Source organism: Solirhodobacter olei, assembly GCF_004010155.1.
GTDB classification, from domain to species: Bacteria; Pseudomonadota; Alphaproteobacteria; order Rhodobacterales; family Rhodobacteraceae; genus Solirhodobacter; species Solirhodobacter olei.
Genome location: NZ_RRYH01000055.1, coordinates 1 through 17261 on the forward strand (window position 1 = coordinate 1; position 17261 = coordinate 17261).

The window sequence follows — 17261 nt, forward strand, 5'->3', positions numbered from 1 at the left end:
AGGTCGAGACCGCGCTGCGTCACGCCGATCGGGCGCTTGAAGATATGTGTGGTGGGTGTCAGGCCATGCGGCTTCACCCAATCCTCTCCCTGCCTCAGGTAGGCCGTCTTCTCCTGGGCCCCCGCGAGCGAGATGCGCAGCGGCTCCCCGCCTTGAACGATCCCGAGCGGATCGCGCGTCAGGTGGCGGAGCGTCTCGGCTATCTGCGCCTCGCTCTGCACCACCCCCTCGATGACGAAGGGATCCCCCGGGTCCTGGCCGTGCGGCACGAACTGCATCGCCCCCACGCAATCGCGCCCGATCGCCGCCAGGAGATCATGCGGCCTGTCGCTGCGCGCCTCGGTCCGCTCCGCGATCATTCTCCGGATCGGCGCGTTGTCGGGGAGGAGGTTCTCGAAGACCGCATTCACATGCCTGCCATTCTGCGACCGCGCAATCAGCGGCAATTGCCGCGATAGCGGAAAGGCATGCCCCCAGTCGAGCCACGCCCTCTCATACTGGAAACTCACGCCGCCCGACGGGCTATAGCGGTAATACCCCGTCAGCCTGCCATTGACCCAGACATCCAGGGTTCGCGTCTGTGGCGCGCGCCCCATCAGAAGATGTCCTCGACACGCGAGGCAGGACCGGACCTGCTCGTAAGGGCCAGGTCCAGGCCCAGCGCCGCGGTCACCCGCAGAAGGGTCGTGATCTTGGCCTCGTGGGCGGCGGTCTCAATACGCGAGATCTGCTTTGCATCCACGCCGCTCAGCGAGGCCAGTTCCTGCTGCGAAAGGCCGCACCGGTTGCGATGACGCCTCACGAGGCCGCCGAGTTCCTTCAGATCCCGAAACTGCTCTGGTCTTTGCACGGCGGCCTCCATACCATACCACGCACTTTCTCCATTTATACCATGTGCCGCACTTTTTCAATTTATACCACGCATGGGATTTTCATGGCCTTTTGATCATAGATGGTAATCCCCTTCTCCGGTCAGCAGACATGCGAAACATGACGCACAGAAAGAAAGACAGGATCTGCCCCGGGGCCCTGAGTCCCTATCCGCAAAACAGGCGATTGCACGGATGTCGACACAACGACCGGCGCTCCAACGTGGTTCTCGACCGGGGCGATCCCCATTAAATGTCCGGCTCGCGTAGGGCGATAGGGGCTTGCTTTAGGGCGGATCATGTCGACTGCCGAGAAGTCCTGATCAGCCTTGGATCTCGGGGGTCTTGAGTTGGCAGATTAACTTTCGAAGCCTTCACCCATCCGAGTGAGCCGAAGGATAGCAAGGATTGTCGATAAACTCCTACCGCCGGGGCGGCAGGCTCTTGGCAACGTCCACGAAGTTCAGAAGGGCGCGTAGAAGGGCGGAAACCGGTCATTCGCCGCGGTACCACCTCGCCTCGCTCACCTGTGGCAAAGCAGACATTCAGGCTCGGATCACGCCCACATGCAGGTTGTTCTATTGGATTGGAACACCTCAGGCGGGGCTCTCTGCTTGACCGTCTTCACCGTCTTCACCGTCTTCACCGTCTTCACCGGCATGTTGAGCCTGCCTGAAGAACCTGGTCGGGCGGCCGTTGACGCAATCCCCACTCGGCAAGACCGATCGCAGGCAAGCACGAGTTCCGTTTCTCGTCGTCTCGACATCGGCGGCGACGGATCACATTCCCTTGTACCGGACGCCGCCAATGACGTGCTCGGTTGCGAGAATTTCGAGCTCGGCAACGCATAAATGTGCAGGCTTGTTGAGCGCCCAAACGATACCTTCCGCGATTTCATCCGCCGTCAGGCACCTGACGGGGTCGTAGACGCGGCGGTTCGCTTCCTCAAGGTCGCCTCCGAACATCTCGGCGTGCATACCGGAGCGCACGCGGCCGGGGCGAATCTCGGTGACGCGGACGAGATGCGGGAAGAGCTCCATCCGCAGGTTCCGAGCCATGGAATGAACGGCGGCCTTCGTTGCCGAATAGATTGGTTGGCCGAGGCTTGGGTAGAGTGCCACGGAGCCGAGCACCACCACGTGGCCGTCGTTGCGGTCGATCATGCCCGGGACGACCGCCTCGAGGCAGTTCTGGACACCAAGTATGTTCACATCCACCAAGCGTTGCGCGCTGTCACCGGGCTGGTCGAACAGCGTGCCGGTTCGACCAAGCGCGCCATGAGCCAGCACAAGTAAGTCCGGAGCGATCGGGGTCAGGCTGTCAATGACCTCCGACCGATCCCGCACGTCGAGATAGAGGCATGTCGCTCCGGTCTCGGCAGCCAGCGCCGCGCGCTTTTCCTCTGAGTCGACCGAGGCCGTGACGACCTTACAGCCGGAAGTGACGAGTTGCCGAGTGACCGCGCTACCAATCCCACCGGTGCCGCCCGTAACCACGGCTGTCTTGCCATGCAGTTGATTCATCATTTTCTCCGCTATAGGTCAGGTTAGGTCAGGCGCAGCGCATCGCGCATCTGGTAGATTGGGAAGGCAAACCCGCCCAGGAAGGCCTTCGTCCGCTGCAGTGCGATGGGCCGCACGCCGCCGACGCGGACGGGCATCTCGGCCTCGGTCTTCTTCTCCGACAGGAACAGAGCCATCTCTTGGCCGAGCGTCTGGGCCAAGACGACACCACGGGTGGAGAAGCCCATCAGGGAATAGACGTTTTGATCCAGCCGCTGAATGGCGGGCAGATAGGAATCGGTGAGCGCGCACCAGCCCTCCCAGTAGGATTCGATGCGGATGTCCCTGAGTTGCGGGAACAGTTCCGCCAGCCGGTTGCGACCGTGCATTTCGCCGTATGTCCGCCGATTGCCCATACGGAACACTGCTCCCCCAAAGGTCAGACGGTCGTCCGGGCTGTAGCGCGCGAAGCCGCCGGATTTCCTGAGATCAGTGAAGCAGATACGGGTAGGCAGGATATCGCGCCGCTCCGGATCAGATAGCCGTCGGGTGAAGCCTTGGTAAAGCAGCACCGGGATCACCGATTCCGCCAGTCCCGGGTAAAGTGCAGGGGTATAGGCGTTGGTCGCGAAGACGACTTTGCGCGCGCGAATGTCGCCCTTAGTGGTCTGCAGGATCCGGGCAGGGCCATCTGCTCGGATGCCCGTGACCTCGGTCTCTTGGTTGAGGTCCGCTCCCTTCGCCTGCGCCGCTCGCGCCAATCCCAGCGCCAGAGCATAAGGGTTTACCGTTCCTCCACTCTTTCGGAACCATCCGCCGAGATAGCCGTTGGCGCCGGTACGCTCGGCCACGGCGCCCGCACCCAACCATTCGGCATCCACCCCTCTGGTTTGCCAGGACTGATAGACCCGCCGAACCTTGGCCAGCGCCTTCTCGGAGTGAGCCGGCTGCAGCCAGCCGTTTTGTTCCGCATCGCACTGGATGCCCAGTTCACGAATCTGATCGAAAAGGAGGGCGGCTCCATCGGCTACAAGCCGGGCAAGCCGCTCGCCCCTGTCCTTGCCCAGGGCCTCGATCGCGTCTTCGGCCGTGATCCCGCCCGGGAAGTGCGGCACTGCGAAGCCGCCATTTCGCCCCGACGCGCCGCAGCCTATAGTCCCAGCCTCGACCAGGACGACTGACTGGCCAGCTTTGGCGGCGTGGAGCGCAATCGAAAGACCGGTGTATCCCCCACCAACAACTGCGATGTCATAGTCGTCCCGGCGCGACTGGTTGTCGACGAAAGCCGGCTCCTTGCTGATGGCGGTCCATAGGACTGGCTGCATGTTTGCGTCGATCCGTGCCATTTCCCAGTCTTCCTGTCGCAGGCTGATCCGCCCGCATTGTTGCATGATATATCAAAAATGCAGGCGTGCCTGCGTGTAGGCCTTAGGCCTGTCAGCTTTTCCGGGCCTTCTTCTTGTGCTCGATGGCGTTGACCAAGGCGTCGGACATAAGATTGATATCGGTTGTGATTGCCGTGGCCACACGGTCGGCATCACGACGTTCCAAGGCACGGACAATTTGCTGGTGATTTGTGATGCCTTCACTGACCTCAGCAAATTCGGGGTAGATGACGTTCAGGTAGGAGCCGGTCATCAGCCAGCAGCTCTCGATCATGCGGACCAAGACTTCCATCCGGCTCGCTCGGTAGAGCGTGAAATGGAATTGCCAATTCAGCGCGATCAGCGCCGAATAGTCATGGGACTCGTGGCGGGCAATCAGCGCGTCGTTCATCGCGACGATGGGACCGATTTCCGCGTCGGACATCCGTCGAACTGCCTCGCGGGAGGCAAGGCTCTCCAACGCCACGCGGATTTTGGCCAGCTCTTCGACCCGGTCGACCGTCAGTTCAGGCACATAGACGGAGCCGTTCGGCCGCAACTCCAGCACGCCTTCCGAGGCGAGATTGTAGAGCGCCTCACGCGCCGGCGTCAGACTGACTTCCAGGGCGCCGGCGATACTGCGGATGGTCAACTTCTCACCCGGCGCGAAACGGCCAGCCATGACCGCTTCCTTCAGCTCGGTGCGCACCTTTTGGGCCAGCGTGTCGGAGCGCCCGACTGGCGTCAGCGTCTCGAGCGCGTCAATCATTGTCGACATTCAATACCTTTCCGGGGGCGACTATGGCAGTTCTGGTTTAGCGGATATTGCGGTTGCGACGAAGGTTCATGGCACTTCAGGTCGAATCCTCGAGATTGGCGAAGTAGAGCACCTCGACCCGTCGCAGGACCTCAATGGGTTCGTCGGAATAGGCTTCCGACATCGAAATGTTCGGAGCCTCGACCGAGATCGACCATTGGCCGGGGTGTGGATTGAACACACAGGTCGGGAAATGCATGTGGTGATGCCAAGAGATCCGGCGCTCTTGCAGCCAGTTCAGATTGTGAAGGAGGATTGAGGCTGGAGGATCGCAGGCGAGCTTCGTCGCATCGATGATGTCCTCTCCATGAAGCATCTTCACAAGGTCCTTGTCGACCTCAGGAAAGGTGGCGGAGCCCTCGGCGATGTAGGCGGTGCCCGCGCGTCCGTCCTCTATCACTATCGCGTAGACTTCCGGAAACGGATTGTGTCGGCAGGCCGGCGACAGGACGTGGGAATGCCATTTCGTGCCGGCGGCCTGCAGACGCTCCGCAAGAGGAAGGCACTCGGACATCGGGATGGACCGGTAATCACTGAACGAGGTGTGGTTGTGAATGTCGCACATGATCCACGTTTGTCCTTAGTTCGAAACAGTGTAGCCGTTGGCGACCCATCCGCCATCGACTCGCAGCACGTCACCAGTTGTCATCCGGGAATTGTCGGACAGCAGGAAGGCGCATGCCTCGGCGACTTCGACCGCTTCGGCGAGGCGCCCAAGCGGCGCGCGAGCCTTGACGCCGGCAAGATTGTACTGACCGCTATCGATCAGTTCTTGTACCATTGGCGTCCGGACCCCCGTCGGCGCGACCGCATTGACGCGTATCCCTAATGGTCCCCACTCGACGGCCAAAGCCTGCACCAGGTTGTGGACCGCTCCCTTCGAGGCGCAATAGGCCGCCCGGTCCGGGGCCCCGGCGAAGCCGTAGACCGAACCGATCATGACGATGCTGCCGGCACGCTGCTGCGCCATCTGCCGGCCGACCGCCTGGGCATAGAACCACGTTCCAGTGACATTCACCTCGATTTGGCTACGGAACTCCTGCGGAGGTACATCGAAAGATGGACGGACCTTGACGATGCCGGAAGCCGTCACCAATCCGTCTATTCTGCCGAAATCAGCCATTGCAGCATCGACGATTTCCGAGACGCGCTCGGCATCAGTGACGTCACCAGGATACCAACGGACCCTGGTGCCCGTCAGGTCTGCGGCGACCTTGAGCAGTTTTTCGGCATCGCGGTCTACGAGCGCCAATTGATGCCCAGCCTTGGAAAGGTGCCGGGCGACGGCAAGTCCAATGCCATTGGCTGCGCCGGTGACAAGGGTAACTTTCATGCGCGCCTCTGCGGGTTCAGTGTGACAGTATCTGATTCAGGAATTTCTGCGTGCGGTCGTTTTTCGGCGCGCTGAAGAAGTCGTCAGGCGCGCCTTCTTCAACCACCTCGCCTTTGTCCATGAATATCACTCGGTCGGCGACTTGCCTTGCAAAGCCCATCTCGTGCGTGACGCAGACCATGGTCATGCCGTCGGCGGCCAGCGAGACCATCACGTCGAGAACTTCGCTGATCATCTCGGGGTCAAGCGCTGAGGTGGGCTCGTCGAACAGAAGAATTTCTGGCTTCATGCATAACGCTCTGGCGATGGCCACGCGCTGCTGCTGTCCACCAGACAACTCGCCGGGGAACTTCATCGCCTGTTCGGGGATGTGTACCCGCTCAAGATACTTCATCGCGGTCCCCTCCGCCTCGGCCCGAGCGGTCTTCCGCGCCAGGATCGGCGCAAGAGTGCAGTTTTCAAGAACAGTGAGGTGGGGAAACAGGTTGAAGTGCTGGAAAACCATCCCGACCTCGCGGCGGATCAGGTCAATATGGGAGACATTGTCGTCCAACTCGGTCCCGAGAACGTTGATCGAACCATCCTGATGCTCCTCCAGCCGATTGATGCAACGGATCAGGGTGGATTTGCCGGAGCCGGACGGGCCGCAGATGACGATCCGCTCACCTTTGCCGACGGTGAGGTTAATGTTCTTCAGCGCATGAAACTTGCCGAAGAACTTGTTCATTGCGGTGATCTGGATGGCGGTTTCGCCCATGGTGATCTCCTTGGTGCGGTCAGTGTTGGCCGACGCGCAGGCGCCGCTCGAGATAGGCGCCATAGCGAGACAGGCTAAAGACGAAGACGAAATAGATCAGGGCGACGAAGACGTAGACCTCCACCCAGGCGAAAGACCAGTCGCCCGTACCAAAGGCCGCTTTGCCCGAGGCCATCACATCGAAAAAGCCGATGATGACGATCAGCGAGGTTTCCTTGAAGCTGATGACAAACTGGTTGATCGTCGGCGGCAGGGCATTGCGGAAGGCTTGCGGCAGAACGATGCGGGTCGTGCGCTGCCAATAGGTCAGGCCAAGGGCCTTGGCAGCTTCTTCCTGGCCGGCGGGCAGAGCCTGAATGCCGGAACGGATATTTTCGGCCTCGTAGGCGGCAAAGAAGAGTGAAAAGCCGATGACGACGCGCCAGATCTTGTCGCCCAGAAGCCATGGCGGCAAGACGAACGGCATGATCAGGGCTGCAGTGAATAGGATCGTAATCAGCGGCAGGGAACGAATGCCGTCGATAAAGAGACCTGTGATTTTCGCAATCACTGGCATCGTTGATCGCCGAAGGAGCGCGAGCCCGATCGCTGTTGGCATTCCGATCAGCATGCCGGCCGCATAGATGAACACGGTCAGTGTCAGCCCACCCCATTTTTCCGGCGCGACTGACGTCAGGCCGAAGATGCCGCCCGCCATCAGGACGTAGAAGGCCACAAAACCCGCGATCCATAGGCCTGCCAGTCGGGGTGCCCTCCAGAACCGTGGCAGACAGGACAGAATGGCGACGATGACAATGACAAGGCAGGCAAGGCTGGAGCGCCACTGCTCCTCGAACGGGAAAAGCCCGAAGAGGATTAGCCGCCAGCGCACGTCGATCACCGCCCAGCAGGCGCCCGAGATGCCGCGGCAGACCTTCGAGGTCCCGTCCGGGCTGATCCAGACGGCGTTAAGCACCGCCCAGTTGAAGATCCGCCAAAGCACCAGCGCGGCGAGACCAATCCCCAGGGCGGAAAATGCCATGTCAATCGGGCGCGACAGGCGGCGCTTGCGGTGTGCCTGTTTGCGCGTCGGATCGTGGGGCAGTGTCGTGACAGACATGGCGGTTCCTCACGAGCGAAGTTGATTGCCCCGAAGGGCGATGGCTTTGTTGACACGGTTGAGCACGAGGGCCATCGCGTTGTTGATGACCAAGAAGCCCAGCATCAGAATGCCGATCAGTTCCAACGTGTGCCCGGCCTGGTTGATCGAGACGGAGATGACCGCGAAGAAATCGGTGTAGCCGACCGCGATGCCAAGCGTGGTCGCCTTGAACAGCCAGACATATTGATTGATGAGCGTCGGCAGAACGGCGCGGATGGCAAGCGGCAGGCGCACGCGGTGAAACACCTGCCAGGGCGTCAGTCCAAGAGATTGCGCCGCCTCGACCTGCCCCTTTCCTGTCGCCAGAAAGCCGGCTCGGATGATTTCGGAGATGTAGGCCCCGCCGTAGACCGCCATGCCTATCAGCAGCGAGAGGAACTCAGGGGAGATGCGTATCCCCTCCTGGATATTGAAGCCCTGCAACTTGGGCAGCGAGACCAGCGGCGTGCCACTGATCCGGCCGAGATGCAGGGTGAGGACTGCGCCTGATAGCGTGGCAAGCCCGACACCCCAGCGCAGAAGGCGTGCGAAAGGCAAGCGCGACAGCCTACGGGACATCGACAGGACGGTAAGTCCAGTTAGCCCAGCGATCACTATGGCGCAGGCCGCCGCTGCGTGGCCGCCGGTGACGTTCAGCCCCGGGATATAGACCCCGCGCGACGTCAGGAAGCTGTCGAAGCCCGAGAGCGCGTGCCGGGGTGGCGGTAGCCGGGTGAGGAGCGCATACCAGAAGACGACCTGCAGGATGAGGGGGATGTTCCGAAAGATTTCGACATAGACCGTTCCCAGCGCGTTGAAGGTCGAATTGCCTGCCGTGCGCATGATGGCAATGACCAAACCCACCAGATTTGCTGCAACGATGCCGAAGGCACCGACGAAGAGCGAGTCGAGAATGCCGAGAAAGATGAGCCGAGAATAGGTGCTGTAGCTGTCATAGCTGATCAGCTTGAAGCCGACGTCGAAGCCGGTGGTATGGTTTAGAAAGCCGAAGCCGAAAGTGATGCCCTGCGCCGCGAGGTTGCGCCGCCCTTCTACGAAGGCACCGCCGATGACCGCGATGACAACGGCCAGGAATATCGCCTGCAGGGCGAAGGCGCGGGCCTTTCGGCTGGTGAACATCGAGAGCATTTCAGACCCCATTCGGGATGATGGGGCCGGCCGGATTGTGGCCGGCCCCGAAGCTTGCGTTCGGTCGGTTCAGTCCATGATCAACGGGTAGAGGATCCCGCCGTTCTTCACGAGCGCATTGACGCCACGCTTCAGCTCATAGGGCGAGTCCTGGCCCACATTGCGGTTCCAGATCTCGGAGTAGTTTCCGAGCTGCTTGATCACCTGATAGGCCCAATCGTCCTTTAGACCCAGACGTTTGCCGACACCCGGGGTTACGCCAAGCATGGTGGCGATCGCGGGAGTGGGTGGGTGGGCCCGCATCTCATCAACATTTGCCGAGGTAATGCCGGCCTGTTCGGCTTCGAGCAGGATCGACTCGACCCAGTTCGCGATGTCGACCCACTGGTCATCACCCTGGCGCATCGCGATGGCGATCGGCTCTGCCGCCAACACGTCAGGCAGGATCACAATGCTCTTCGGATCCTTGACCTCGGTCGTCCGCATCACCGCAAGCTGGAGGTCCCAGTCGACATACGCATCGCACCTGCCCGACAGAAAGGCAGCCTTCGCGGCCTCGGTGGAATCAAACGGCACCACCTCGAGCTTGTAGCCACGCGCCTTCTGATCGTCGGCCGCATATCGCTCCAACGTAGTGCCGGACTGGACGCAGAGCGTGCCGCCGTTGAGATCCTTGACGGTCTTGGCGCCGTTGTCGGCATGTGTGGCATAGCTGATTGCGGCCAGCATGTACGGACGCGAGAACTGAACACCAAGCTCCGTATCGCGACTCATGGTCCAGCCGGTGGCCTTGATGACCATGTCGAGCGCACCGGACTGAAGGGCGGGCCAGCGTTGCTCCCAGCTGGTTGGTTGAATTTTGAGATGGCCTTTCGCTGTGCCGAAGATGGCGGTGGCGACCGCGCGGCACATGTCGATGTCAAAGCCCTTCCAATTGCCCTTGTTGTCCACCTCGGCCATGCCCGGGTAGGAGCCGTTGTGGCCGGTGCAGGACAAGAAGCCGCGTGCCTTCACTGCTTTCAGCGTGCTGCCGAATTGGGCGTGTGCTGCTGTGCCTGCCATCGCCATGGAGCCTGCCAGGGCGATCATCCGCATCAGTTTCATTTGTTCTCTCCTGTTGGTCTGTGTCTTCCGCCAGTGTTGTGAGCTGTCGTGATTCTTGATATAACATTCTAAATTAAGCCGCTGTCCAGAAAAAAATTTTGTTCTCCGCGGATTGGCCAGGAATCTAATTAAATAATTGTTTTTATAGGAAATTCCTTGGAGGCCGTAGACTACGCCTTGCTTGGCTGCGCGAAAAATGCGGCTTGCAGGGAGGGCCGTTAAGATACATGATACAACAAAATGACCTGCTGGGATCCCGCGATGCAGAACGCCCCATCTATCGAAGAACAAATGGAAATCCATAGACGGATGATCCTAACTCGGCGTCTCGAGGAGATTCTCGGCGGCCTCGCCAAGGACGGAAAGACCCGCGGCCCATTGCATCGATGCGACGGGCAGGAGGCAGTGGGCGTCGCAGGCTGCATGGCATTAAGGGCAAATGACTACGTCTGCACCACGCACCGAGGCCATCATGTCTATGTTGGCAAGGGTATGGATCCCCGCCGCATCGTTGCCGAGATCATGGGTCGCGAGACGGGGTACTGCCGGGGAAGGGGCGGGCACATGCTGCTGGGCGATGCCTCTACCGGGATGATCGGCGGCAACGCAATTGTAGGTGCGGGCATTCCGGCGGCAGCGGGCATGGCGCTGTCGATCCAGGTGATGAAGGAGGACCGGGTCGCCATGGCCGTCTTTGGCGACGGTGCGGCCCAGACTGGTATCGCCCATGAGGCAATGAACATGGCGGGCTTGTGGAAGTTGCCAGTGATCTTCCTGCTTGAGAACAACCAGTACGGTCTGACCGTCCGTCAGGAAGTCCAATCACCCGTCGAGGATCTGTTCATCCGTGCGGCGGGCTATGGAATGCCCGGTCTGAAGGTCGACGGCAATGACGTAGTGGCGGTCTACCAAGCTGTCGCAGAGGCCGCCGCCAGAGCTCGCCGTAATGATGGGCCCACACTGATCGAGGCGAAGACCTACCGGATGCAAGGGTTCTCGACCTCTGACATGGGCGGCTATCAGTCGGAAGCTGAAATGGCCCCTTGGCGGGATCGAGACCCGATTCGGCTATCAGCAGAGACTCTGAGCAAGTCGATTGGCTCTGAAGCTGTCGCCGAAATCGCTGAGGCCGCCGAGGTCGAGATCCAGGCGGCCTTTGCGTTGGCGCTTGCTGACCCCTTCCCGGTCTTCGAATTCCATCGCCCGAGCGGCGCCTACACTGAGGTCTGACATGGCGATCATGCGATATGCTGAGGCGCTCAACGCGGCGCTGCGCGAGGAGATGGGCCGAGATCCAAGGGTGTTCATGTTCGGCGAGGACATCGGCCGCTATGGTGGTGTGTTCAAGGTTTCACGCGGGCTCATGGATGAATTCGGTGAGGGTCGCATTCGCGACACGCCGATTTCGGAACAGGCACTGACCGCGATGGCGGTTTCCGCCGCGATGACCGGGACACGGCCGATCCTGGAAATCATGTATGCTGACTTCGTGCCGCTCTGCATGGATGCGCTGGTCAATCAGGCCTCAGTCTTCGGGTACCTCTGGGAGGGGCAGATTGAGATCCCTTTCGTCCTGCGCACGCAGGGGGGTGGAGGGGTGGGCACGGGCGCGCAGCACGCGAAAAGCCTTGATGTTTTCCTCGCCCACATCCCTGGCATCAAGGTCGTAGCTCCTGTCACTCCGGCCGACGCAAAGGGGATGCTGAAGGCAGCAATTCGCGATCCGCAGCCGGTGATCTTCCTCGAGCATAAGCTCCTCTACAACACGCGCGGGGAGGTGGCCAACGAAGAGGATGTGCTCGTGCCCCTCGGAAAGGCGCGGGTGGCGATTTCGGGCACGGACATATCGATCTTCGCATCTTCGAAGATGGTGGTCGAAGCGGAGGCGGCGGCCAAGCTGCTGGCCAAGGACGGCATCGGAGCCGAGGTGATCGATCTGCGGACACTGCGGCCACTGGATCTGAGCGCGATCAAGGCTTCGATAGCAAAGACTCATCACGCGGTCGTGGTGAATGAGGGCTGGAACTTCTGCGGCTATGTCTCGGAGCTTTCGGCCACGATCATGGACCACTGTTTTGACGATCTTGATGCTCCAGTCTCCCGTGTTGCCATGCCGGACATGCCGATCCCGTACTCCGAGCCGCTGGAAGCCGCGGTGATCCCGAACGCGTCGAGGATCGCAGAGGCGGCCCGGCGCACGTTGGCTTGAGGGGGCAGTAATGGCGACACCGATCAGGGTCGATTCCGCCGGCGGCGAATACATGGAGAACGTGGTCATCCTCGAATGGGCCGTCGGATTGGGCTCGTCTGTCACTGCGGGCGAGACACTGGTGACGGTTGAGACCGCCAAGGCGGCGACCGATATCGATGCGCCGGTCGACGGCTACCTGACCGCGATCTTTGCGGAGCCCGGCGCGGAAGTGCCACTTTCAGCTGTTCTGGGCCTGATCGGCGTAACGGCCGGAGATACTGCGTTTGACGGCGAGCTGGACGAAGCCTCCGCCTCAGACGAAGAGCGCAGCGAGACAATCCATCCACAGCCGGAGCGCGTTGCGCCGGACCCTTCTACCTCTGAAGATCGGATCGTCGCCAGCCCTGCCGCCCGGCGGCAGGCGGCACGCTTGGGGCTTGATCTGCGCCGCCTTGGCGCCAGCAGCCCCTCCGGGCGAATAAAGCTGCGCGACCTGCCGGCACAAGGGACTTTGGTGGAGTCGCGCCCTGTAGCGGCGCTGCCGGTCGATGATAACGGCCCGCTCAGCGTGTACCGCAGCGGGCGAGAGTCGGGCGTTCCGATCCTGCTCATTCACGGGTTCGGAGCAGATGCGGTGTCATGGTCGCCGATCGAGCGGGAATTGGCGCGCCAAGCGCCGGTGATCAGGCTGGACCTGCCGAACCACGGTCAATCGCCCCACCGGCGGGTCGGAAGGTTTGCCAATCTCGCCCGAGATATTACCAAGGCCTTCGATGACCTTTGCGTCGAGGATGTGCATCTGGTCGGACATTCGCTCGGTGGCGCCTCTGCGCTGGCACTCGCAGATGTGCGGCCACGCCGGGTTGCCTCATTAACCCTTATCGCTCCTGGCGGTCTCGGCCCTCGGATCGACGGCGAATTCATCGAAGGCCTCGCCCGGGCGTCTTGTCCGGATAGCCTCGGGCCATGGCTACGCCACATGGTATGTGACCCAAAGATGATCGGAGACGATTTCGTCCGCGCGGCGATGGCATCTCGCATGGATGCCGGATTGCGTGCGGCGCAGCTGCAGATGGCGCGTGACCTGTTCCCCGATGCGACCCAGGGGTTTGACCTTCGCGCGGCGCTCGAACGACTTGAGTGCCCGACCCGCCTGATCTGGGGACGGTCCGATGCCATCCTTCCTTGGCAACATGCGCTGGCCGCGCCGGGCCGTGTCGGCCTGCATCTGTTCGAAGCTACCGGCCATGCGCCGCAGTTGGAACGGACCGACGCGGTGCTCGCGATCCTGCGGGCCCAGATTGCCTTGTCGGGAGTGCGCGCATGACTCCGACTGTCGTTCTGATAGGTGCGGGCAACATGGGGTTCGCCATGCTGGAAGGCTGGCTGAAACGGATGCCCAAGCTAACACTTCATGTGGTCGAACCGTTCAAAGCATTCCGCCAGCGCGCCGAGACCGCCGGAGCTCACGCGGTCGCGGCGCTAACTGATCTGCCGACTGACCTGAAGGCCGATCTCGTTGTGGTCGCAGTGAAGCCGCCAATGGTGGCGATGGTGCTCGCGGACTGCACCAGCCTGGCCGCCCGAGGCGCGGCTTTCCTGTCCGTCGCGGCCGGCGTCCGCTTGGCCTCGATGCGCTCTGCGCTCGCCGCCCCTGCCGCTCATATCCGATGCATGCCCAATACGCCGGCCGCCGTGGGTGAAGGAATGATGGTGCTATGCACCGATACCGACTTGCCCCCGCGCATCCGCAAACTCACCGAGGCATTGATGGCGTCCTCCGGCGAAGTTGCTTGGGTCGGGGACGAGGCGCTGATGGACGCAGTGACCGCGATTTCCGGCTCGGGCCCCGCCTATGTCTTCCATTTCATAGAGGCCCTGACTGCGGCGGGCCTTCGCCTTGGCCTTCCAGAAGATGTCGCCCCACTTCTGGCGAGACAGACCGTCGCTGGCGCGGGTCGCATGGCGAGGGACGCCTCGGTCTCGCCAACCGTATTGCGCGAGCGGGTCACGAGCCCCAGTGGCACAACGGAGGCGGCGCTTTCGATCCTGATGGCCGATGGCGCGCTTACAGAACTGATGGCGCGGGCGGCAACAGCGGCGCGCGATCGTGGCGTGGAACTGGGCCGGGAGGGCTGACATGAACCAGAAAACACAAAAGAATGCTGTCGCGGTAGTGACCGGCGGCGCACAGGGGATCGGGAGAGCGGTCGCCGAGGCCCTGGCTGCGCGGGGCGACCGGGTGGTGACCCTTGACATCAAAGAGGCGGCTCCCGGCGAGGGCATTCTCCCGATCGTCTGCGACGTGACAGATGAGACTCAAGTCGAAGCTACCTTCGCCCGGATCGCCACGGACCATGGCCGTGTCGATTACCTTGTGACATCTGCCGGCGTTGTGGCTGTCGCACCCGCAATGGCTTTCGACGCGCGGGAGTTCGATCGGATCATGTCGGTCAATGTCACCGGCAGCTATCTGCCAGCCCGCGTCGCTGCTCGGACGATGGATGCGCAGGGCTCGGGCTCAATTGTGTTGATCGGTTCGGTGTACGGTAGTGGCGGAGCCCCGCAACGCACAGCGTATTGCGCCTCGAAAGGGGCGGTGGAAAACATGGCACGTTCATTGGCAGTCGAATGGGGTCCGCTCGGAATCCGAGTCAATGTTGTGGCTCCTACCGGCACCCGAACACCTATGGTTCAGGAACTGATAGATCGCGGCGTCTATGACCTTGAGGGAGTCGAGAGCCGCACTCCGCTCGGCCGTCTCGCGGAACCCGAGGAGGTCGCCAACGCAGTCGCCTTCCTGTGCTCGCCCGAAGCACAGATGATCAACGGTGTGATCTTGCCCGTTGATGGCGGCTGGATTGCGAACGGCTTCGTGCAGAAAAGGAAGATTTAATGGAGACACTGATCTTTTCGTGCGAGGGACAGGACCATGAGATCGAGCTGGTCGACCGACCGGGCTCAGCCACCCTCAACCAATTGGCGGCTTGGCTGCCGGCGACAACAACGATCCATTGCGCCAAGATTGCGGGCTGCCACATCTACTGGCCAAGCCCGATTCTTGCTGATCTTGAGGAAGGCACCGACATTCATCGCCTGCCGCCGGGGTCTTTTCTCTATTATCCTGATCGTCAATACTTGGAGATCATCTATGATGAGCTGCAGGCCGAAACGGCGTCGGTCACACATTTGGGGCAGCTGACGGGCGATGTTGGCTGGCTGCGCGAATATGCCGAGCGGCAACGGCGCGAGGCCGGTACCAGGATCTTTGGCGCCACTTTGAGCCTGAAAGGTGCTGACGCGGCGCCGAAGGCGCCATTGCCGGGTTCCGAGTCCGCTTGGTCCCGCGTCCAGCTTGCGCAGCGTCTTGCTTGGGAAAGCGAGCCGAAAGAGATCTCAAAGATGCTGGCCAACACCGGCCACAACATCCCCTTCGGCCCAATGGTCACGGCGGATGGCTATTTCCGCTTCGTCCAGGAAAGCCTTTGGCAGATCTGGTCCAAACCGGACCTCTACGGCGACGCCGCGCGCCGCGCAATCGTTGCCAACTCCCTTCAACTGGGCATCTCGCGGCTCGGCCATTACTGCCACCTGTCGGACAGCGAGGCATTTCTTCACGACGCACTTGCCGTTTTGGAGGCAGCCGAGGTGCCGCTGCAGGACCTTCTGTCTGAGGTCATTCTTTACTGTAGCTGCATGTCGAACTGGGTAGACACTCACATCCCCTGGTTCCCGGCCAATGAACTGACAAAGCGCGCCCTCGGGCGCAGCGACCTGCTCTGATCAATCGAGGACACCATGACAAAACGAGAGAACTTCTCCTCCGGCTCGACCTTCGAAAAGGCTTTTGGCTACAGTCGGGCAGTAAAGGTTGGAGAGACTGTCTATGTTTCGGGCACCGTCGGCATCGACTATGCAACGGGAAAATGCGACGCTGACCCGGTGGTTCAGCTGCGACAGGTGATCAAAAATATCGAGCCCGCACTGAACCGTGCCGGGGCGAGCCTAAAGGACATTGTGCAGATCACGACCTATGTCACATCGGCCGAGGTCTTTCAGACGATCGGCCCGGTACTGGGCGAGATTTTCGATGGCATCCTTCCGACCAATGCGGCCTTGGTCGTGCAGTTCCCTGTCCCGGATGTGAAGGTTGAAATCGCTGCCGTCGCCGTGATCGGTTCCGGTACCTGATCAGCGCCCGCTTTCGAGGCTTGGTGACTTTCTGTCCAGGAATGCTGCGCACCGAACCAACGGCAGCTTTCAGGCAGTGCTGGAGATTCAACCGAAATTCCGCATGGGGCTGCCTTCAGCCATCTGCCACAGTCGGCATGCCTGTTGGCCGTGGGTGATGAGAACTTCAGGTTGATGCTGGAACGGCAAGTGGTTGTTAATGCACCATTTTGTATTCCTGCACCGTGTTGCCCCCGTCGACGACAATCATCTGGCCGGTGACGTAGCTCGCTTCTTCGCTGGCCAGGAACACCGCGATATGGCCAACTTCTTCGGGCGTGCCGGGGCGACCTATGGGGGTATGGTGGCCGGCGACAATCTCGGCTTCGGAGCTCGATCCGGTCTGGATCCAACCTGGGCCAATGCAATTGACCGTCACTCCATAAGGGCCCGCCTCAATTGCCAGCGAACGGGTCATGCCCAGCATGCCGGCCTTTGCCGCAGCATAGACCGAACTGCCTGCGATGCCGACGACTGGCCCAGTGACCGAGGACATCTGCACGATGCGCCCGTAGCGACGTTCGATCATGCCGGGCAGTACAGCGCGCGTCATGAGGAAGGCGGTTTTCAGGCTGATATCAATGCCGTAGTCCCAGGCGGCCTCGGTCATCTTCTGCATCTCATCGGCAGCGACATCGCCGCCAATCTGAGTCATGCCGGCATTGTTGACCAGGATATCCACGCCGCCCAGGCGGGCGGTGACCTCGGCGACCAAACTGGTTACCTGATCCGCCTTGGTCAGATCAGCGGGCCGTGCGAAGGCGGCGGTCTTGCCCGCATCAAGTTCGGCCAACCGGTCAAAGATCCGATCGGTTGTCGAGGTGA

General features: G+C 61.2%; 19 protein-coding genes. 7 read left to right on the forward strand and 12 right to left on the reverse strand.

Annotation, left to right across the window (positions count from 1 at the left end; all coding sequences use genetic code 11):
- The 11 genes from EIP85_RS21865 to EIP85_RS21915 all read right to left on the reverse strand — a co-directional run.
- Positions 1 to 596: HipA N-terminal domain-containing protein (locus tag EIP85_RS21865; protein WP_164871860.1), on the reverse strand; the 596-nt coding region annotated here is incomplete at its 3' end.
- Positions 596 to 862, reverse strand: coding sequence for a helix-turn-helix domain-containing protein (locus EIP85_RS21870; RefSeq protein WP_127904331.1), 267 nt, complete (start codon positions 860 to 862; stop codon positions 596 to 598). The genes EIP85_RS21865 and EIP85_RS21870, both read right to left, overlap by 1 nt.
- 786 nt (positions 863 to 1648) lie before the next feature.
- Positions 1649 to 2392: an SDR family oxidoreductase gene (locus EIP85_RS21875; protein ID WP_164871861.1), complete on the reverse strand. Its 744-nt coding sequence runs from the start codon at positions 2390 to 2392 to the stop codon at positions 1649 to 1651.
- A 23-nt stretch (positions 2393 to 2415) separates the two neighbouring features.
- Positions 2416 to 3717: an NAD(P)/FAD-dependent oxidoreductase gene (locus tag EIP85_RS21880; RefSeq protein WP_164871862.1), complete on the reverse strand. Its 1302-nt coding sequence runs from the start codon at positions 3715 to 3717 to the stop codon at positions 2416 to 2418.
- A gap of 91 nt (positions 3718 to 3808) precedes the next feature.
- Positions 3809 to 4504 carry a GntR family transcriptional regulator gene (locus EIP85_RS21885; protein ID WP_164871863.1) on the reverse strand — a complete coding sequence of 232 codons (696 nt, stop codon included), beginning with the start codon at positions 4502 to 4504 and terminating at the stop codon, positions 3809 to 3811.
- 85 nt (positions 4505 to 4589) lie between these two features.
- Positions 4590 to 5117 carry a hypothetical protein gene (locus tag EIP85_RS21890; protein WP_127904335.1) on the reverse strand — a complete coding sequence of 176 codons (528 nt, stop codon included), beginning with the start codon at positions 5115 to 5117 and terminating at the stop codon, positions 4590 to 4592.
- Between the two features lie 15 nt (positions 5118 to 5132).
- A complete protein-coding gene (locus tag EIP85_RS21895; protein WP_127904336.1) occupies positions 5133 to 5885 on the reverse strand; it encodes an SDR family NAD(P)-dependent oxidoreductase in 753 nt (250 codons plus the stop codon).
- A 16-nt stretch (positions 5886 to 5901) separates the two neighbouring features.
- Positions 5902 to 6642 carry an amino acid ABC transporter ATP-binding protein gene (locus EIP85_RS21900; RefSeq protein ID WP_206615626.1) on the reverse strand — a complete coding sequence of 247 codons (741 nt, stop codon included), beginning with the start codon at positions 6640 to 6642 and terminating at the stop codon, positions 5902 to 5904.
- Between the two features lie 19 nt (positions 6643 to 6661).
- The gene (locus EIP85_RS21905; protein WP_127904338.1) at positions 6662 to 7741 is read right to left on the reverse strand and encodes an amino acid ABC transporter permease; all 1080 of its coding nucleotides are present in this window, start codon (positions 7739 to 7741) and stop codon (positions 6662 to 6664) included.
- A 9-nt stretch (positions 7742 to 7750) separates the two neighbouring features.
- The gene (locus EIP85_RS21910) at positions 7751 to 8911 is read right to left on the reverse strand and encodes an ABC transporter permease subunit (protein WP_127904339.1); all 1161 of its coding nucleotides are present in this window, start codon (positions 8909 to 8911) and stop codon (positions 7751 to 7753) included.
- Between the two features lie 69 nt (positions 8912 to 8980).
- Positions 8981 to 10015 (reverse strand): amino acid ABC transporter substrate-binding protein, encoded by a 1035-nt coding sequence (locus tag EIP85_RS21915; protein WP_127904340.1) that lies wholly within the window; start codon positions 10013 to 10015, stop codon positions 8981 to 8983.
- A 240-nt stretch (positions 10016 to 10255) separates the two neighbouring features.
- Between EIP85_RS21915 and EIP85_RS21920 the strand changes: the two genes are divergently transcribed.
- The 7 genes from EIP85_RS21920 to EIP85_RS21950 are packed head-to-tail and all read left to right on the forward strand — an operon-like array spanning position 10256 to position 16397.
- Positions 10256 to 11245, forward strand: coding sequence for a thiamine pyrophosphate-dependent dehydrogenase E1 component subunit alpha (locus EIP85_RS21920; RefSeq protein WP_127904341.1), 990 nt, complete (start codon positions 10256 to 10258; stop codon positions 11243 to 11245).
- Position 11246: 1 nt separating this feature from the next.
- Positions 11247 to 12224: an alpha-ketoacid dehydrogenase subunit beta gene (locus tag EIP85_RS21925; protein ID WP_127904342.1), complete on the forward strand. Its 978-nt coding sequence runs from the start codon at positions 11247 to 11249 to the stop codon at positions 12222 to 12224.
- Between the two features lie 10 nt (positions 12225 to 12234).
- The gene (locus EIP85_RS21930; protein ID WP_127904343.1) at positions 12235 to 13533 is read left to right on the forward strand and encodes an acetoin dehydrogenase dihydrolipoyllysine-residue acetyltransferase subunit; all 1299 of its coding nucleotides are present in this window, start codon (positions 12235 to 12237) and stop codon (positions 13531 to 13533) included.
- A complete protein-coding gene (gene proC / locus EIP85_RS21935; RefSeq protein WP_127904344.1) occupies positions 13530 to 14345 on the forward strand; it encodes a pyrroline-5-carboxylate reductase in 816 nt (271 codons plus the stop codon). Before EIP85_RS21930 ends, proC begins: the two co-directional genes overlap by 4 nt.
- A gap of 1 nt (position 14346) precedes the next feature.
- Positions 14347 to 15102, forward strand: coding sequence for an SDR family NAD(P)-dependent oxidoreductase (locus tag EIP85_RS21940; RefSeq protein WP_127904345.1), 756 nt, complete (start codon positions 14347 to 14349; stop codon positions 15100 to 15102).
- Positions 15102 to 15989 (forward strand): hypothetical protein, encoded by an 888-nt coding sequence (locus EIP85_RS21945; RefSeq protein ID WP_127904346.1) that lies wholly within the window; start codon positions 15102 to 15104, stop codon positions 15987 to 15989. Before EIP85_RS21940 ends, EIP85_RS21945 begins: the two co-directional genes overlap by 1 nt.
- A 15-nt stretch (positions 15990 to 16004) precedes the next feature.
- Positions 16005 to 16397: a Rid family hydrolase gene (locus EIP85_RS21950; protein ID WP_127904347.1), complete on the forward strand. Its 393-nt coding sequence runs from the start codon at positions 16005 to 16007 to the stop codon at positions 16395 to 16397.
- A gap of 196 nt (positions 16398 to 16593) precedes the next feature.
- Here the strand turns inward: EIP85_RS21950 and EIP85_RS21955 are convergent.
- A partial coding sequence (locus EIP85_RS21955; RefSeq protein ID WP_127904348.1) for an SDR family NAD(P)-dependent oxidoreductase occupies positions 16594 to 17261 on the reverse strand: 668 nt, incomplete at its 5' end.

What these genes read in the sequence shown, in the direction of transcription:
- EIP85_RS21870 (WP_127904331.1), bottom strand. Translation starts at nt 862, where the DNA reads ATGGAGGCCGCCGTGCAAAGACCAGAGCAGTTTCGGGATCTGAAGGAA.
- EIP85_RS21875 (WP_164871861.1), bottom strand. Translation starts at nt 2,392, where the DNA reads ATGAATCAACTGCATGGCAAGACAGCCGTGGTTACGGGCGGCACCGGT.
- EIP85_RS21880 (WP_164871862.1), bottom strand. Translation starts at nt 3,717, where the DNA reads ATGGCACGGATCGACGCAAACATGCAGCCAGTCCTATGGACCGCCATC.
- EIP85_RS21885 (WP_164871863.1), bottom strand. Translation starts at nt 4,504, where the DNA reads ATGATTGACGCGCTCGAGACGCTGACGCCAGTCGGGCGCTCCGACACG.
- EIP85_RS21890 (WP_127904335.1), bottom strand. Translation starts at nt 5,117, where the DNA reads ATGTGCGACATTCACAACCACACCTCGTTCAGTGATTACCGGTCCATC.
- EIP85_RS21895 (WP_127904336.1), bottom strand. Translation starts at nt 5,885, where the DNA reads ATGAAAGTTACCCTTGTCACCGGCGCAGCCAATGGCATTGGACTTGCC.
- EIP85_RS21900 (WP_206615626.1), bottom strand. Translation starts at nt 6,642, where the DNA reads ATGGGCGAAACCGCCATCCAGATCACCGCAATGAACAAGTTCTTCGGC.
- EIP85_RS21905 (WP_127904338.1), bottom strand. Translation starts at nt 7,741, where the DNA reads ATGTCTGTCACGACACTGCCCCACGATCCGACGCGCAAACAGGCACAC.
- EIP85_RS21910 (WP_127904339.1), bottom strand. Translation starts at nt 8,911, where the DNA reads ATGCTCTCGATGTTCACCAGCCGAAAGGCCCGCGCCTTCGCCCTGCAG.
- EIP85_RS21915 (WP_127904340.1), bottom strand. Translation starts at nt 10,015, where the DNA reads ATGAAACTGATGCGGATGATCGCCCTGGCAGGCTCCATGGCGATGGCA.
- EIP85_RS21920 (WP_127904341.1), top strand. Translation starts at nt 10,256, where the DNA reads ATGACCTGCTGGGATCCCGCGATGCAGAACGCCCCATCTATCGAAGAA.
- EIP85_RS21925 (WP_127904342.1), top strand. Translation starts at nt 11,247, where the DNA reads ATGGCGATCATGCGATATGCTGAGGCGCTCAACGCGGCGCTGCGCGAG.
- EIP85_RS21930 (WP_127904343.1), top strand. Translation starts at nt 12,235, where the DNA reads ATGGCGACACCGATCAGGGTCGATTCCGCCGGCGGCGAATACATGGAG.
- proC (WP_127904344.1), top strand. Translation starts at nt 13,530, where the DNA reads ATGACTCCGACTGTCGTTCTGATAGGTGCGGGCAACATGGGGTTCGCC.
- EIP85_RS21940 (WP_127904345.1), top strand. Translation starts at nt 14,347, where the DNA reads ATGAACCAGAAAACACAAAAGAATGCTGTCGCGGTAGTGACCGGCGGC.
- EIP85_RS21945 (WP_127904346.1), top strand. Translation starts at nt 15,102, where the DNA reads ATGGAGACACTGATCTTTTCGTGCGAGGGACAGGACCATGAGATCGAG.
- EIP85_RS21950 (WP_127904347.1), top strand. Translation starts at nt 16,005, where the DNA reads ATGACAAAACGAGAGAACTTCTCCTCCGGCTCGACCTTCGAAAAGGCT.